The sequence below is a fragment of the uncultured Psychrobacter sp. genome (genome assembly GCF_947488565.1).
Taxonomy (GTDB): domain Bacteria; phylum Pseudomonadota; class Gammaproteobacteria; order Pseudomonadales; family Moraxellaceae; genus Psychrobacter; species Psychrobacter saeujeotis.
On sequence record NZ_CANKZC010000002.1, the window covers coordinates 469,349 to 485,669 of the forward strand.

The 16,321-nt window shown below is 41.7% G+C and carries 15 protein-coding genes; 5 read left to right on the plus strand and 10 right to left on the minus strand.

Annotation, left to right across the window (positions count from 1 at the left end; translation table 11 throughout):
* Positions 1-251: 251 nt before the first annotated feature.
* Together sdhD and sdhC are read right to left on the minus strand one after the other, a co-directional pair.
* Complete coding sequence (gene sdhD, locus Q0890_RS06250; RefSeq protein ID WP_299219005.1) at positions 252-656, minus strand: succinate dehydrogenase, hydrophobic membrane anchor protein; 405 nt, start codon at positions 654-656, stop codon at positions 252-254.
* Positions 657-658: 2 nt separating this feature from the next.
* Positions 659-1,045: a succinate dehydrogenase, cytochrome b556 subunit gene (gene sdhC / locus Q0890_RS06255; RefSeq protein ID WP_299218670.1), complete on the minus strand. Its 387-nt coding sequence runs from the start codon at positions 1,043-1,045 to the stop codon at positions 659-661.
* Positions 1,046-1,717: 672 nt separating this feature from the next.
* Between sdhC and Q0890_RS06260 the strand changes: the two genes are divergently transcribed.
* Together Q0890_RS06260 and gltA are read left to right on the plus strand one after the other, a co-directional pair.
* The gene (locus tag Q0890_RS06260; protein ID WP_299218672.1) at positions 1,718-1,915 is read left to right on the plus strand and encodes a hypothetical protein; all 198 of its coding nucleotides are present in this window, start codon (positions 1,718-1,720) and stop codon (positions 1,913-1,915) included.
* Positions 1,916-2,214: 299 nt separating this feature from the next.
* Complete coding sequence (gltA, locus tag Q0890_RS06265) at positions 2,215-3,510, plus strand: citrate synthase (protein ID WP_299218674.1); 1,296 nt, start codon at positions 2,215-2,217, stop codon at positions 3,508-3,510.
* Between the two features lie 94 nt (positions 3,511-3,604).
* Here gltA and Q0890_RS06270 read toward each other — a convergent pair whose 3' ends face one another.
* Positions 3,605-4,555 carry a hypothetical protein gene (locus Q0890_RS06270; protein WP_299218676.1) on the minus strand — a complete coding sequence of 317 codons (951 nt, stop codon included), beginning with the start codon at positions 4,553-4,555 and terminating at the stop codon, positions 3,605-3,607.
* Between the two features lie 124 nt (positions 4,556-4,679).
* Positions 4,680-5,204: a type IV secretion protein Rhs gene (locus tag Q0890_RS06275; RefSeq protein WP_299218677.1), complete on the minus strand. Its 525-nt coding sequence runs from the start codon at positions 5,202-5,204 to the stop codon at positions 4,680-4,682.
* Positions 5,205-5,517: 313 nt separating this feature from the next.
* Between Q0890_RS06275 and Q0890_RS06280 the strand changes: the two genes are divergently transcribed.
* Both Q0890_RS06280 and ribBA read left to right on the plus strand, forming a co-directional pair.
* Positions 5,518-6,807: a replication-associated recombination protein A gene (locus Q0890_RS06280; protein ID WP_299218679.1), complete on the plus strand. Its 1,290-nt coding sequence runs from the start codon at positions 5,518-5,520 to the stop codon at positions 6,805-6,807.
* A gap of 92 nt (positions 6,808-6,899) precedes the next feature.
* Positions 6,900-8,030 carry a bifunctional 3,4-dihydroxy-2-butanone-4-phosphate synthase/GTP cyclohydrolase II gene (ribBA, locus tag Q0890_RS06285; RefSeq protein WP_299218681.1) on the plus strand — a complete coding sequence of 377 codons (1,131 nt, stop codon included), beginning with the start codon at positions 6,900-6,902 and terminating at the stop codon, positions 8,028-8,030.
* Between the two features lie 142 nt (positions 8,031-8,172).
* Here ribBA and Q0890_RS06290 read toward each other — a convergent pair whose 3' ends face one another.
* From Q0890_RS06290 to Q0890_RS06315, 6 genes are all read right to left on the minus strand, one after another.
* Positions 8,173-8,664 (minus strand): thioesterase family protein, encoded by a 492-nt coding sequence (locus tag Q0890_RS06290; protein WP_299218683.1) that lies wholly within the window; start codon positions 8,662-8,664, stop codon positions 8,173-8,175.
* 138 nt (positions 8,665-8,802) lie between these two features.
* A complete protein-coding gene (locus Q0890_RS06295) occupies positions 8,803-9,747 on the minus strand; it encodes a hypothetical protein (RefSeq protein ID WP_299218684.1) in 945 nt (314 codons plus the stop codon).
* A 76-nt stretch (positions 9,748-9,823) separates the two neighbouring features.
* On the minus strand, positions 9,824-10,777 hold the full coding sequence (locus tag Q0890_RS06300; RefSeq protein WP_299218686.1) for a uroporphyrinogen-III synthase: 954 nt from the start codon (positions 10,775-10,777) through the stop codon (positions 9,824-9,826).
* Positions 10,778-10,964: 187 nt separating this feature from the next.
* On the minus strand, positions 10,965-11,990 hold the full coding sequence (gene hemC / locus Q0890_RS06305) for a hydroxymethylbilane synthase (protein WP_299218688.1): 1,026 nt from the start codon (positions 11,988-11,990) through the stop codon (positions 10,965-10,967).
* Between the two features lie 265 nt (positions 11,991-12,255).
* Positions 12,256-12,993 carry a LytTR family DNA-binding domain-containing protein gene (locus Q0890_RS06310; RefSeq protein WP_299218690.1) on the minus strand — a complete coding sequence of 246 codons (738 nt, stop codon included), beginning with the start codon at positions 12,991-12,993 and terminating at the stop codon, positions 12,256-12,258.
* A gap of 458 nt (positions 12,994-13,451) precedes the next feature.
* A complete protein-coding gene (locus Q0890_RS06315) occupies positions 13,452-14,498 on the minus strand; it encodes a sensor histidine kinase (protein ID WP_299218691.1) in 1,047 nt (348 codons plus the stop codon).
* 227 nt (positions 14,499-14,725) lie between these two features.
* Here Q0890_RS06315 and argH point away from each other — a divergent pair, with 227 nt between their 5' ends.
* Positions 14,726-16,099: an argininosuccinate lyase gene (gene argH, locus Q0890_RS06320; protein ID WP_299219007.1), complete on the plus strand. Its 1,374-nt coding sequence runs from the start codon at positions 14,726-14,728 to the stop codon at positions 16,097-16,099.
* Positions 16,100-16,321 lie beyond the last annotated feature (222 nt).

A 16,321-nucleotide genomic window follows, 5' to 3' on the forward strand; every position in this document is an offset into this window, starting at 1 on the left:
AAATTTGCATATTCATCATTATATTTAGCTTAATAATATTAATAACTTGATAAGCTTTGTATCGGCGCTTGGTACATTATAATGCATCCTATAATCATTGATGCATTAAGCTGGCAATATAAAAGTATACGATACAATCATGATGAATCTAATATGGCTACTGACCGACTGCTCTTAAAGACTCTATCAGCGTATAAAACTGACTGAACAGTCCATCATCGTAGTATGTGAAAACGAAACGCTTTCAATAGTTAAACAGCAACGACACCGAAGCCACTGCCCCAAAAAATCATGATGCCCCAAAATAAGAACACTAAAATGGCAACGATCATCAAGGCTTGCAACACCATACGTAGCTTTGGAGCACTTTCGCCCATCTTGCCAGACGTGATGTAATCGGTAAATACTGTCCACATACCGACCCAAGCATGGCCAGCAAGTGCAAGTACAGCCACCAAGCTAAATAGGCGCATCGGCAAGCTTGTCATGAAGTTCGACCACTCAATAAAGGTCACATTACTGTGGGTCAAAAAGAAGCCCATTAATACAACACTATAAATAGCCAATACAACCGCACTAATACGCTGGACAATCCAGTCACGTGAGCCTGAGCCTGTCAGACCAGTGGCGCTTTTGATTCCTGAATCATTTTTTATCATTAGAACATCACCCATACAAATGACGCGACAATTAGAATCGCTGCAATCACAAAGCTGACCATAGAGGCAGTGCGGCCAGATTTTAGCTCCTCGTTCATGCCCATATCAGCAAATAAATGCTTAATGCCCATCACAAAATGGTAAGCAATTGCTGCAACAAATATCCACGCCAAAAAGCGAAGAAGAACGTTGTCAAACACGGTTTCAAAGCTCTCAGGCGAGGCCAAAGAGGTCTGTAATAACCAGAGCATGACAGGAATTAATAGAAATAAAATAATGCCAGATATACGATGCAGAATTGAGGCAATCGCAATCGGTGAGCGATTAACGCTAATCACTTGGCTCAAAGGCAGATCAATAGGTCGGTTGCTTTTCACAGCGGGCATCCTTTTTGCGGTTATACTCCTGTATCTACTATCAACGCTAAGCAGGAATCTATCCTACCAAACATTTAGCAACACATGAGACGAATAAAGTAAGGAAGAGCTAGCTGACTGTGCTAGTTTACGCTAGGCATTCATATGCATTCAACAGATAAAACATTCACGATTAACTGTCTATATTATTAATACAGCGCTTGCTCATCGTCAGTAGTCATAGCACTCATACACGATACTTATATGACGATCACAATTTGCAAGTTGAACACATGGCTATGTTTTAATTAAGTCGATTGTTTTGCTTGAATCAACTATTCTGTCTGTCTAAATTTAAGATACTAAAGTTAAGGTACTAGTTTTTTAACCCTACGTATTTTTATTCATATTTTATAGTTGACTGTCTTTTAAGAGGTTCAGTTAACTGGTCTATTTTTAATTGATTTCTTAATACAAACAGACATTGTCATTTGACTGCCTGTTAAGACACAAACGGTCTTAGAATCAATATAAAAATAGAACAAACAACGCCAACATTGACACTATAAACTATTGTTATGACTATAAATTTACGTACTCAATCAAAAAAAGCACCTTTCGATTCACGATTTAACAAACGCATGTATCTTACTTAACATTCATTAAATATAATCAGCATCAGTCAAATCACGCCATTATAAAATGGCTAGCCAACAATTACAAATTTATCCCTTAAATAGTGAATATAGTGGTTATGTTGACATAACACCTATCAATGGTAATAAAATTGTCGCAACTTTATTATTTCACAATCTACAACAAGCAAGCTCAGATTTGTCTACTGGTCATGCACTAGATGTTCTTCATCGTATTAATAAAAAACCCAAAACGGTAAAATAAATAAAAAGAGTCAATTTTTATCAAATTAACAGACCCCTCCATGCTTTTATAAAAACCTTAAATATGTGCTAAATACACTAACAGACATATTTTGATACAAAAATTACCGTCTATAACTACCCTGAAACCACGTGAATTAGGGGTATAGCTGCTAAAACTTTTTTCTAATTATGTCAAATTACTGGTAACATAGCCTCAATCTTAAGTCAGTTAAATTCATATTTGTTCATGTAACGTCACAAAAGTATGTGTCGTTTGTATTTTTACTCTAACAAGCTAAAACCAATGGAGAGGAAATTATGGCTGATAACATTAAGTCAAATAATGAAGCCACACTAGTAGTAGATGGTAAGGAATACCAACTTCCTGTTATTCACGGTACTTTAGGTCGTCCAGTTGTCGATGTTGCTGCTTTACAAGAAGCCGGTTACTGGTCTTATGATCCAGGGTTTAAAGTCACAGCTCCTGTTGAATCAAAAATCACTTTTATTGACGGCGGCAAAGGTGAGTTACTACATCGTGGCTACCCTATTGATGAATTGGCGAACAACGCTGAGTATCTAGAAGTTGCTTATGCTCTTATTCATGGCGACCTACCTAATAAAGAACAAAAAGCAGACTTTTTTGAGAAAATTCGCAAGCATTCAGGTATTCATGACCAGTTGCGTAAATTCTTTGAAGGCTTTCGCCGTGATGCTCACCCAATGGCAATCATGGTTGGGGTCGTGGGTGCGCTATCAGCGTTTTATCATGAAAGCTTGGATGTCAGTAACGAAGAACATCGTGAAATCACCGCTATTCGTCTGATTGCCAAAATGCCAGCGCTTGCTGCGATGAGTTATAAATACTCGCAGGGCGAACCATTCATGTATCCACGCAATGACTTTAGCTATGCTGAAAACTTTTTATACATGATGTTTGCTACCCCTGGTGACGTTGACTATAAAGTAAACCCTGTTATTGCCGAAGCAATGGACAAGATCTTTACCTTACATGCTGATCACGAGCAAAACGCTTCAACGTCTACAGTACGCTTAGCAGGTTCTACTGGTGCTAACCCCTACGCTTGTATCGCTGCTGGTATCGCAGCGTTATGGGGCCCATCACATGGCGGCGCCAACGAAGCTGTTCTTGAGATGCTAGATGAGATCGGTACTGTTGAAAACGTACCTGCATTTATGGAAAAAGTAAAAAGCCGTGAAGTGAAGCTCATGGGCTTTGGTCACCGTGTCTATAAAAACTTCGACCCACGCGCTCAAGTACTTAAAAAAGCCTCTGACGAAGTATTAGAAGCGCTAGGTATCAATGATCCTAAGCTTGAATTGGCGATGGAACTTGAAAGAATTGCTCTAGAAGATCCGTTCTTCATCGAGCGTAACTTGTATCCAAACGTTGACTTCTACTCTGGCATTATTTTAAAAGCCATTGGTATTCCAACGTCAATGTTTACCGTGATTTTCTCATTGGCTCGTACTTCTGGTTGGATCAGCCATTGGTTAGAGATGCATAGCGCACCGTTCAAAATCGGTCGCCCACGTCAGTTGTATACTGGCGAGACTAAGCGCGATTTTGTCAAAGTTGAAGATCGTAAGTAATCTCTAAGCGCTGCTATAAATAGTAGCGATTACAGCCATAAAAAATCCCGCCATCGTGCGGGATTTTTTATGGCTGTACAAATGATAAAGATAATTACTGAAATTCTTGCAAAGTCTGTTCGTATTTGGCGATTTGCTTATCGTAGTCTTCAATGGTCTCATTAAACTTTGTCATCAAACTTTCAAACTCTTGCTGCTGCGTTAGTTTCATTTGTTGCATGTCCTGAGCTTGCTGAGCTTCTATTTGCTGCCATACTTGATGCTGGATAATCAAGCGCGCGAGGGCGGGGCTCTTTACATTGACGCGTTCAGCGATTTCTGCGTGCTCAAACAACTGCGGCACTAAAGTGACGATATTAAGTAAGGTATCCGAGTTTTGCGCACTAAGTGCAGTAGCTGCCGGCTGATACAATGCTTGCATGGCTTGTTGATAACGTTCGATGATTTGTTCTTCTGTCAGCACTTCAGGCTTACGCGGCTCAAGACTGATACGCTTTAGTACTTCTAAGTCACGCTCTCCTACTTCCGTACTAACGTTTATTTCATTTTCAACATTGTTATTAGCTTCATCAATTGCCGTGTCAGAGGCAGTACTAGCAGTAGTGTTGGCACTAGCAGTAATGTCGTTTTGATCTGTTGTATTTTTGACTGGTTCAGACGCACTATCGAGTAATGATGGGCTGATACTGTCGGATGCATCAGCGGCTTGTAGCGCTTCATACTCTGCTTGCAAGCGTCGCTGCAACCCTTGCATTTGGGTAACATACAATGGCTGAAACTGCTCTATACGTGCTTTAGCAGAATCGCTTAATGGCGCAGGCTTGGTATTTTCAGTATCGGTTTGAGCGCTTGTTTGACTGTCGTCATCCGTTATGGTGGGTTCTGACTGCTGCTGACAACCAGTCAGTAATATCGCGCCTGCCAGCATTGCTGCTGCTATACTGGTTGGTTGCAATGAATCTACCCTAGCACTCTTATATTTGGTAGTTTTTTGACCAACTTTATCAACCGCTTTAGGCTTTGAATTCCAAGACTTAAATATCAAGGTACAGCTCCTTTGTTAAAAACAAATATAGCAGATACAACTTATTGTTTATTTCTATGTTGCTAATACTCATTGCCAAGACCATCGTATTTTATAATAACCATTATGAGATCTGAGTGGTAGATTAAACTGTGAACGATTTATCGTCTTTAATAACTGGATCTATTGTCAAAAAAGGAATACAAGCTTGTAAATCTTGACAGTTTTTGCCCAGCTGACGACGGACAAAATAGTCCTGTACCATACGTGCTTGTTGTTCGATACCATATTTGAAGAAGGGTTTACCAAGTTTTAAGTCGTACTCATAACGACGGTTTATAAGAGCGCCGCGTACTACTTTTAAACCTTGTTGTAGCTGCCAGACGTGAGTCAGCTCATGAATAAGCCAGCTTTGTTTACTGATGCTTGTATGACCAAAATCTACTACCCAGTCCTCAGGATGAAAGTATATATTTCCGTTGGGACTGACTGCATAATTTTTGAGTACCCACCATGCCGTCTTTAATTGGACTGCATCAAGGTTGATACTGTCACCAAAGACTGAACGCGCAAGCTTGACCTCTCCGCTGCTAAGTTTACGGGATCGCTTGGCAAACCGACTTGATAAACGTCGCCTGTGGCTCAATAACTGCTTTATGGAGTAGGTCATGATTATCTCCATGATTAAAATCTAACATCTTTGGCCAATTAACCAAAAGATGCATGTATAAGCCATACATAGAGTCTATGACTATAAAATAAAAGCATACAAAATATAATCTATACGCTTTTATGACACAAAAACCATTAAAAACCTATCACAAACTGTTATTTAACTGACTTTAAATAACGACAGTATTATAACTTGACTGCTACTTATATGATGTAAAACGAGTATTACACAAACAGTAAATATGAGATAGCAAATGCTTGTCACTGTAGCGAATTTACAGGCAGTTACTTATAAAAATATAGAGAGTCTTATGGCCCTTAATTTTCATGCTGATACGCCACTTGCCCAGCGTATGCGTCCCGCTTCCCTTGATGCAATCATTGGTCAAGCGCACTTGTTGGCAAAAGGCGCACCGCTACGGCGCTTGGTCGAGCAAAATCATCTGCCTTCGATTATATTGCATGGAGAGGCAGGTATAGGTAAGACGACGATTGCCATGCTACTAGCGGATGCGGTTGGGCGTCCTTTTCACGCTCTCTCAGCGCTTAATACTGGCGTCAAGCAATTACGTGAAGTATTAGACAGCAAGGACTCTTTAAGTTTTGAATCGCCAGTGGTGTTTATTGATGAGATTCATCGTTTTAATAAAGCTCAGCAAGATGCGTTGTTAGGCGCTGTCGAGTCTGGTGATATCACTTTAATCGGCGCAACGACAGAGAATCCATCATTTAGCGTCAATAATGCCCTACTCTCACGCTGCCAAGTATATCGCTTAGAACCACTTGATACAGAGCAAATCGCGACCGTACTAACGCGTGCTATCAAAGAAGATACGGTATTAAAAACGCTAGCTATTTATTTGCAAGCCCAGGATTTTATTAGCCAATTAGCGCATGGAGATGCACGTAAAGCATTGAACTTATTAGAGCTTGCGGTACAAACTGCTGACCCACAGCAGTCGCCTATTATTGTTAATGATCAGCTGGTCGGCCGTGTGGCGCAAACGGCGTTAGTGCGCTACGACAAAGATGGTGAGCAGCATTATGATATTGTCTCAGCGATGATAAAATCCGTACGCGGCTCGGACCCTGATGCGGCGCTGTATTGGATGGCTAGAATGTTAGTCGGCGGTGAGCCTGCTGACTTTATTGCCCGGCGTTTGGTCATTTTGGCCAGTGAAGATATTGGCAATGCCAATCCTAATGCGTTATTACTTGCTGATGCTGCGCTGCGTAGTGTGCAATCTATCGGCATGCCTGAGGCGCGCATTATTTTAGGACAAGTCGTGGTCTATCTTGCGACCAGTGCCAAAAGCAATAGTACCTACAATGCGATCAATGCGGCAATGTCGCTGGCAGAAAAAGACGCCTCTCCTGTACCGCTCCATTTACGTAATGGGGTGAGCAAACTTATGCGCGAACAAGGTTATGGTAAAGGTTATACTTATCCACACAACTACTCCAATCATTACTATCCGCAGACTTACTTGCCTGATAATTTGGTGGGCACACGTTTTTATGAGTATGCAGACAATCAGCGCGAACAACATAGCAAGCAGTTTATGGATTGGCTTAAAAGCCAAGCACCAACGAGTAAGTAACGATAGTCACAGTTTTTGGCCTATCTGCTACAATAGGCAGATAAATCTTATCCCTCCACATATCTATAAATATTGAAGCATTGAGACATCTTATGAGTTTAAATACGATTCCTGAAATTATTGAAGACATCCGTGCTGGAAAAATGGTCATCTTGATGGATGATGAAGACCGCGAAAACGAAGGTGATATTATCATGGCGGCCACGCATGTCCGTCCTGAAGATGTTAACTTTATGATTACTCATGCCCGCGGCTTGGTATGCCTGACTCTATCACAAGCGCGTTGTCAACAGCTTGCATTACCGCTTATGTCAGATCGTAACGAAGCAAAATTTAGTACCAACTTTACCGTTTCTATCGAAGCGGCGGAAGGCGTGACTACTGGTATTTCTGCAGCAGATCGTGCGCGTACTATTCAAGCAGCAGTGTCATCAGCGGCAAAGCCAGAAGACATCGTCCAGCCTGGACATATTTTCCCAATCATGGCACAAAATGGCGGCGTATTACACCGCGCTGGCCACACCGAAGCTGGCTGTGATTTGGCCCGCCTCGCAGGACTTGAACCTGCCGCCGTTATTGTAGAGATTATCAATGCTGATGGTACGATGGCACGCCGTGATGATCTTGAGATATTTGCCCAAGAACATGATATAAAAATCGGTACCATCGCTGATCTTATCAACTATCGCATCGCTAATGAGCAGACGGTAGAAGAGATTGAATCGCATCCATTTGAGACTGAATACGGTACGTTCACTCTACATCGTTTTCGTGAATTTGGTGCTGATGAGACCCATCTGGCCTTAGTAAAAGGCGATGTTAGCAAAGGCGTCAGTACGGTACGTGTACATGGCTTTCACCCGCTACGTGATTTATTTGCCGCCAAAAATGACACTACAGGACGCGGCGGCTGGAGTGTCCAATCCGCTTTAGAAGAAATCAGTGCTTCAGAGCGTGGGGTGTTGGTTTGGATTGGCAGTCATCAACCCGTCGACTTAGGAGATGCACTAGACAAAGCATCTGAAAATCAATCGCTCTCAACCATCGCTCAGCAGCCTTATCGCAGTATCGGTGTTGGTGCACAGATTTTGCGCCATTTAGGTGTACGCGATATGCACCTCTTATCATCGCCGATGAAATTTTATGCGTTATCAGGGTTTGAATTGAATGTTATCGACTTTATTCAAGCTCCCACGCAATATCTAAATAAAGATGGTCAGTAATAGAGCTACTTTTGTAATAGCCTTTCACTGAGACTAGGATAAGCTTTTATAAACACCATCCTAAACAGGCACCCTAATAAAGTTTATTGGGGTGCTTTTTTTCTGGTTGTCTTATCAACTTATAAGTTAAAAAAAGCAAAGATTACAATTGAGGGGTGTGACCAACCTTTTTTTCGAGCGCTAATAAATGCGTGCGCTCCTCTTCTGTCCATGGCAGTTTGGTCTTGCCATCACTGTCCAATCGGACTATCACTGCTTCAGCAGTCGCGACTATGGTTTGTTGCGCCCCGCTATAATAACTATATTCTATTACGATACTGGTTGTGCCCAAACGTTGACAACGTACCCCTAACAACAAAGTGTCTGGATAAAAAACTGGACGTAAATATTGACAGCTTGACTGAGCGAGTACAGTGACCATATTGCCATCAAACATCCCTAAAGTCTGCAAATAAGCAATACGCGCTGACTCAGCATAACGATAAAACACCACGTTATTTAAATGATTAAAAGCATCCATCTCCCCCCAATGAATTGGCTGAGTATGTATGACTGGATAATGGGCCAGATCGACAGGATAGCTATCGTTTGGTATATCTGCTGTTAGGCGTGTAGAGTGATTAACGAGATCCATAATTTGCCTTAATTTTCGTTTACTACTTTCCGTTTACGGGATAGAAGTGCATTAAAGTATCAGTTTTTAAGAGCATTAGTGTCTAAAAGTAATAACGCTTAACAAGCTTGAATACTCTGACAGGCTACTACTCAAAGCTTACTTACGCTCAGACTTATCCAACATTTGACTAGTTAATAATGTCTGTGGCTTTGGCGCGTCAGCGATGAGCCTATCAAGCCATATAATGGCTTCTGTAATGTCATCTGGCGACTGCTTCGTCGTTGGGGTCTGTTGATGTTCAATCGTTGACTTGTCATCTATCGATGAAGATGGTGGTGACTTACTAAGAGCAGCTTTTTGTCTACGAGACGTATCTTTAACCAAAGTCTGTAACTGTGCCCGTGCTTGGTTTAAATAACCAGTCAGCTGGTCTTGCTCACGCATATTACCGGCTTGAATGGCCAAATTTAAAGTCATAATGACTTCATAACCAGTTAACTGCTGACCAGTAAGTGCTGCGCTGTTGTTCTGATTACTGTTACGCACATAACTGCGCAAAAATTCCTGAATATTTTGAATGGCAAGATTCTGTAGCTGCCAAGGATTAGGCTGCGAGCTTTGTGCTTGTAGACGCTCGATATCTTTGGACAAGCTTTGTGTGATAACCATAGTTAGTGCTGGTGATATCTCATTATTATCTTGCGATAACTGCCACAGTAGACCCTGTAACAAATCAATTGAGCCTTTATAATTGTTATCTGCTATTAGTTTATCGACCGCCTTGATTTGAATACGTAATAGATCAAGTTGATTTTGTGCTTGGCTGTTTGTCGTTGTACTCGGCTCTGGTAGAGTTTGCTGACTGATGGCAAACAGACGGTCATCTATCTCATTTAGACGACTGACCATATGCTCATTACTTTGTAGACGTTCATTGATTTGATTTTGAAAACGCTGCTGAGCAATATATAGCCAAACCAAAGCGATAACCAATAATAGAATAAACAACCATTGCAACTGTAATAGCAGCATACTTGCCTGCCGTCGCTGTTTATTTACCGACAAGTCATTTGCTGTAGACTTTTTAAACTTGGTTGACATAAGCGGTACCGTTATCAATAGTTTTTATGACATTTATAGTTTTAAGAACACTTCAAAATAAAGGCACAAGACAAGTTTACGGTTTTATTTCTATCAATCGGTCCTGCTTAATAGCAGCCGAAATAGTCGTAGGAGATAAATCTTCTACTTGCCAGTAGTGCAATTGTTTTTCTGCCACTATATTGGCTAGGCGCGTGCCCAAAACCACATAGTTAAAATCTGTCAGGGTCGGTAATATGATACTTTTTGAGGCCATAGCTGAATTCGTCTGCGCTTGCTCAACAATGTCTGTCCAATGCTCAAACGCTGTGCCACTACTAATGACGACAATAGGCTTGGGTGCTTGTGACTGTACAAATCGCGGTGATCGACTGGTATTTTGCTTGATGAACTGCTCAGCCCATTGTTGATAATTTGCCTGTGCATCAATAGGCTGAATACGCTCGTACCATGCAATACTGTCAATATGTACACCGCGCGCCTTTAATGTATCGACCAGTAACCGTCGCCCTCCCAAACCGCGCCAGATCAGTAGTTTATTGCCAGCTTGCAAACGCTTAATCTCAGGCATGGCCAACATACCTTCATTATTGGCGACCATCGGTTGTAAAACTTGATAACTAAATGGCAATTTGGTGTCTTGTAAAACAGACGCTGTCGCCTCTCCTACTGCAATCAGATGACTTGGTGGCTGACTAGGGTAAAGTGTCTTTGATTCTGACAATAGATCATCAGTAGACCTTTCTGTGGTCTTTTTAAGGGCTTGCCAGACTGCTAGTCCTGACGCTGCTGCAGTAGGACTGACTATAACGAGTGCGTCATAACTACCTGATAGCCAGTCTTGCATCAATCCAATATCTGCCTCGCTTACTACTCGCGGCTTTAGTGTGAGCATTGGCATATCGACAACCCTAAAACCTGCTTCTTTTAAATGCGTTGACAATGGTGCTGCACGTTCTAGCGGGCGGGTATTAATGATGACTGTTGGTGATGAGTCGTGAGTTGATTCGGACAAAAATGCGTGTGACATAGGCCTACCACTGCTTAAAGTATCATGTAGTTAGCTACAGCCAACATAGATATTAAAAAGTAGATATTAAAAAGTAGATATTAAAAAATGACTGTTAAGATTTTTACAGCTGTGCGCTACATACATCAACGGTATATAGCACAGCTTACTGTTATTTATAGCAATAACAGTCTTTACCAGTATGTATTTATGATTCAGGATGATAAATCGCTGACAAGATAGCGCCTGCACCATCAGCGAGTAATTTTTTGGCGACATCGATACCTAACTGATTGGCCTGTGCTTCTTTTTCCGCTTGTGAGCCCGTCAATACGATGCATTTTTCAGCTTTCAGTAATTTACTACCATCTGCTTGACCAACACGGCCGCGCAACCACAAATGGCTACCGTTATCATTGTTGTCATAAACCGTAGTAGCTTCTGTAGCCTCATCCGTTTGCAATACAGCATAAGCGGCAATTGGAACTTGGCAACCCCCTTCCAAATGACGATTTAGAGCACGCTCAGCGATGAGACGAATACGCGCCTTGTCATCGTTTAGGGGAGCAAGTAGCTCTAATACGTTTGTATCATCTTGACGACATTCAATCGCTAATGCCCCTTGACCGACAGCTGGTAGACAAGTATCAATAGCCAATTCACCGCGAATGCGCTCATCAAGCTCGATGCGTTGTAGGCCACTGGTAGCCAAGATAATGGCATCATAATCGCCTGCATCAAGCTTACCTAAACGCGTGCCAACGTTACCGCGCAATGTTTTGATTTGTAGATCTGGACGATAGGCTTTGATCTGACATTGACGACGCAAACTTGCAGTACCGACAATCGCGCCTTCTGGTAGCTCGTCAATACTATCATAAGTATTGGAAACAAAGGCATCGGTTGGGGCTTCACGTTTGCAATAAACGCCCAAGGTAAGCCCTTCAGGTAACTGCATAGGAACGTCTTTCAATGAATGTACCGCAATATCTGCCTGCCCATCGTATAGGGCTTGTTCTAACTCTTTGACAAATAAGCCTTTACCGCCTATTTTTGCCAATGGTGTGTCTAAAATCTTGTCACCTTTAGTGACGATTTTTAGTAAATTGATAGTCAACTCTGGATACAGCTTCAGCAATCGATCGCGTATATGCTCTGCTTGCCAGAGGGCAAGAGGGCTTTGGCGAGTAGCAATATTCAAGGTAAGTAAATCAGATAGCGGTGTGGTACTCATGATAAGCCTCAAAATTGTTAGTACTAGATTGTTGATACTAGGTCTGATGCGTCAGTAGGTCTGATGCTTGCAAGCCTTTAATAGGTAAGTATTTTTATCTGACGCAAAAAAAATACCCCTATTTAAGCATAAATAAGGGCATGAAGATACGACTGAGACATTTTGGTTGTTACTAACTATTTAGGACGTGCTCATTATAACGTAATGGGCCTTTAGCAATTGATAATGCATACATCCTAATCATTTTTGTGATTAGCGCCAGCGATCACATACTTTGGATTTTTTCTCGTAGCGCTGGCAGATGTCGGCGGCTAACTGAGAGTGTTTCATCCAGTCCTTTGAAGCGTACTTGATATTGACCCGAATCTATTGTTTCTAAATAATCCAAAAATCCTAGATTAATGATCGCATTACGATGGACTCGAAAAAGTCGGCTTTCAAACTCTTGCTCAAGCTCTTTTAGCGTCTCATCGATGAGTACAGTTCCCTCTTTATGACGGACTTTGACATATTTTTGATCTGCCGTAAAATAATAGATATCTTTAAGCTTAATCAGCTCAACGCCGCGATGCGTACGCGCTGCGATATGCTCGCGTACAGGACGAGCAGTGGGATCTTCAAGCTTACGAATCTCATTTAGCTGGGCGGCATTTAAGTTTTTTGCTTGACTCAAGGCTTCTATCAATTCGTCTTTATTGGCCGGCTTTAATAAATAGCCAATAGCATTTGCTTTAAATGCGGCGATGGCATAATGATCATAGGCAGTAACGAAAATGATGGCTGGCGGATGCTCAAGCTCATTTAACGCTTGTGCACAGCGTACTCCATCCATTTCTGGCATACGTATATCGAGCAATATTATATCAGGTTGCTGTACTTTCACTGCCGTTATAGCCTCAGCGCCTGTAGTTGCTTGGGCAACAACTTCGTATCCTGTTTCTTGCACAATCCTAACCAAGCGCTCACGAGCAAGTGGTTCGTCATCACAAACTACAATCCGCATGTAGACTCCTCTCTTACAGCATAATAATTATACTATTAACTACTTTTAAGATTATATTTATACAAACTCGTAGTAGCTCAGCATATAAAACGATTATTTAATGACTCTACAATTAATTAGTTAGAGACTGAGAACTGATCTTTATAATACTCTACTCAGGCGATAAAATTTGCATGATTTTTAAAGAGCGTTTGTCATTTATATGTTATTCGCACAGGCAAGGTAACATAGTGCTTACGCAGCCTTGAACCTAAAATTCTTCGTTATCAGATAATTGACGAGTCAAAATATCTTTTACTGATTTAGTTTTCAAAGTCAGATCGTATAAGATAGAGAGCAATAAATATGCCATGTTTATACTAACGGTAGTAGTATTTAAATAAAAGGTAGAAAGGTGGTCGATTTATATCATGTAATAGAGACTGGTTCAGGTATCTCTTTGCTTGGTCAGGCGCCCACTAAATACTCACATCATATAAGGGGTAGTTAATAACAGTCACTATTTGCTCGTTGGTGACATCACTTTGTATGTCAGCACTTTGATCAAAATAAGCGCGAAGACGCTCAGCTTGAATATAAAAATTTACATGTCGACGTAGGTCGTGGACAATCATCAAGGTTTTACTGGGCAATTGGACAGTAACGGTAATAGTAACTCGGTGCTGGTGCCACTCTATTGTAATATCAATAAAGATCGTTTCAGTCGTCATTTCAACGACATTGAGCAGCATTTTTTCAAGCACACTTTGCAAAGTCAACGCCGTAATTACCATATCATACATGACGTCGTCGTCAGGCAGGTTCCAATTGACGACCAGCTTATCGCCCAAACGACTCGATTCGATGGCTAAATAGTGCTCGCAAAGTGCCACTTCTTCTTCAAAGCTAATCTCACGCGCACCGTCAAAAGTGGCACGAAATAGAGCCGATACATGTTGCAGAAGATCAGCGGCCTTTGGAGGGTTGGATTCAATAAGAGATACCAGACTGTTGACGGTATTGAAAAAAAAGTGCGGGGCAATACGGGCTTTTATTAAATCGTTTTGAGCAGTCAGTTTATGCTCAAATGACTGTTTTAGGGCTATCAGCTCACGATAACGTCTAATAAAGTACAACATAAACACCAAAGTAAAGCCAACCGTGATTACGATATTGAATAATACATTTAAAACAAACGCTTTGCGCTCATAAACTAACCAGCCTGTATTAATCATGACCAGCATCACTAGCGTTGCAGACACAGCAGATGTAATCGCAAACAAGAGCAGTATTTTCATACTGACATTGATAGGATTGTCACGTTTAAAGATGGGTCGTAAGTAATCTATAAGATATAAAGACGGAATAATGCTCAAAGTATATTGAACAATTCTGCTCAAAAATTTAACGAAAAATTGAGGCCAAGTGGCTAGGTCATGACGGTCAATCGACGTCACAAATAACGCCCAAAAAAAGATGTAGAGCATCCATTGCCAAGGCTTCATCATCTCTATGAGCTTGGGCATAAAAAACTCTAAGCGCTCAGCTAGTAAGGCAACCTCATCCTTTGCTATACTTGAGCTCTTATTTTCCTGACTTGTCTTAGACCAATATGAACGCCAATTCTTCAAATTTTAGTAATCCCAAGCAAGATAATAATTCACGTGCCTCTGCTGATTCTAACACAGATGCCTCTTATCAGGACAACCATATGCCAAGTAGCCAACCTGAAAACAGCGCACCAGGACAACAAATGTGGGGTGGGCGCTTTAGTGAAGCGACTGATAGCTTCGTTGCAGCATTCACAGCGTCGGTCGGTTTTGATCAGCGTTTTGCACGTCATGATATCGAAGGCTCGATTGCTCATGCAACCATGCTCAAAGAATGTGACATTTTGACAGCTGATGAAGTTGCAACCATCATTGAAGGTCTACAGCAGGTCTTACGCGAAATTGAAGCAGGAACGTTTAACTGGTCAATCACGCTCGAAGACGTGCACATGAATGTCGAATCACGCTTGACGAATATCGTTGGAGCGGTCGGCAAAAAACTACATACAGGACGTAGCCGTAATGACCAGGTTGCAACCGATATACGCTTGTGGCTACGCGAAGAGACTGACAATATTATCGCCCTGTTAGTACGTCTGCAAAGTGGCCTACTTAGCCTAGCTGAACAACATACTGATACGATCATGCCAGGCTTTACTCATTTGCAAACGGCACAGCCAGTAAGCTTCGGTCATCATGTGCTGGCATGGTTTGAGATGCTCTATCGCGATACCGAGCGTCTTGTCGATACGCGCCGCCGTATCAACCAGATGCCACTTGGTAGTGCTGCGCTCGCTGGTACCACCTTCCCAATTGATCGTACTATCACCGCTGAGTTACTAGGTTTTGAAGGTATTTGTCAAAACTCATTAGATGCAGTGTCAGACCGTGATTTTGCGATTGAGTTTACTGCAAACGCTTCTATTTTAATGATGCATCTGTCACGTATGAGCGAAGAGATTATCTTATGGATGTCAGCGCAGTTTAATTTTGTGCAGATACCGGATCGTTTCTGTACTGGCTCCTCTATTATGCCGCAAAAGAAAAATCCTGATGTACCAGAATTGGTACGCGGTAAAACAGCACGTGTTTATGGACAATTGATGACGCTACTTAGTCTGATGAAGAACCAGCCACTCGCCTACAATAAAGACAATCAAGAAGACAAAGAGCCACTATTTGACTGTGTCGATACCTTGACCGGCTCGCTCCTTGCCTTTGCCGATATGCTACCGAACATTACTCCGAATAAAGAAAATATGCGCGCTGCCACCATGAAGGGTTATGCTACTGCAACTGACCTAGCAGACTATCTGGTGCGCCGCGGCGTCGCCTTCCGTGATGCGCACGAAGTCGTTGGCAATGCCGTTGCGCTAGGTATTAAAGAAGGCGTTGATTTGAGTGATTTGTCGCTGACGCAGTTACAGCAGTTTAGTGATGCAATCGGTGATGACGTCTTTGATTTCTTAACCTTAGAAGGTTCATTGGCAGCTCGTGACCATTTAGGCGGCACTGCACCCAATCAAGTTAAGCAAGCGGTCATTAATGGTCGTGCGCGCTTAAAAGCGTTTGCTTAAACGCCTAATTTAAAAACCGCTTTAACTTTGTATATTTAACACTCGCTTCTAATACGCATAAGTTAGGGCGGGTGTTTTTAATTGTCATACCATTGCCAACATTTATATTAAGCGGGTTGACTGTTACCTTCTATACACTCGATACCCTTGGCTAAACGGTCTAAGACCGCTATCATAGATAGATATCAATATTCGACTTAATAAATCAATAACTTACTGAAT

Coding starts and splice junctions, on each gene's coding strand:
- Q0890_RS06290 (WP_299218683.1), bottom strand. CDS start 8,664: ATGGATCTCGTTAATCACTCTACACGCCTAACAGCAGATATACCAAAC.
- Q0890_RS06280 (WP_299218679.1), top strand. CDS start 5,518: ATGGCCCTTAATTTTCATGCTGATACGCCACTTGCCCAGCGTATGCGT.
- gltA (WP_299218674.1), top strand. CDS start 2,215: ATGGCTGATAACATTAAGTCAAATAATGAAGCCACACTAGTAGTAGAT.
- Q0890_RS06275 (WP_299218677.1), bottom strand. CDS start 5,204: ATGACCTACTCCATAAAGCAGTTATTGAGCCACAGGCGACGTTTATCA.
- Q0890_RS06310 (WP_299218690.1), bottom strand. CDS start 12,993: ATGCGGATTGTAGTTTGTGATGACGAACCACTTGCTCGTGAGCGCTTG.
- sdhC (WP_299218670.1), bottom strand. CDS start 1,045: ATGCCCGCTGTGAAAAGCAACCGACCTATTGATCTGCCTTTGAGCCAA.
- Q0890_RS06260 (WP_299218672.1), top strand. CDS start 1,718: ATGGCTAGCCAACAATTACAAATTTATCCCTTAAATAGTGAATATAGT.
- Q0890_RS06315 (WP_299218691.1), bottom strand. CDS start 14,498: ATGCCCAAGCTCATAGAGATGATGAAGCCTTGGCAATGGATGCTCTAC.
- argH (WP_299219007.1), top strand. CDS start 14,726: ATGTGGGGTGGGCGCTTTAGTGAAGCGACTGATAGCTTCGTTGCAGCA.
- Q0890_RS06300 (WP_299218686.1), bottom strand. CDS start 10,777: ATGTCACACGCATTTTTGTCCGAATCAACTCACGACTCATCACCAACA.
- ribBA (WP_299218681.1), top strand. CDS start 6,900: ATGAGTTTAAATACGATTCCTGAAATTATTGAAGACATCCGTGCTGGA.
- Q0890_RS06295 (WP_299218684.1), bottom strand. CDS start 9,747: ATGTCAACCAAGTTTAAAAAGTCTACAGCAAATGACTTGTCGGTAAAT.
- hemC (WP_299218688.1), bottom strand. CDS start 11,990: ATGAGTACCACACCGCTATCTGATTTACTTACCTTGAATATTGCTACT.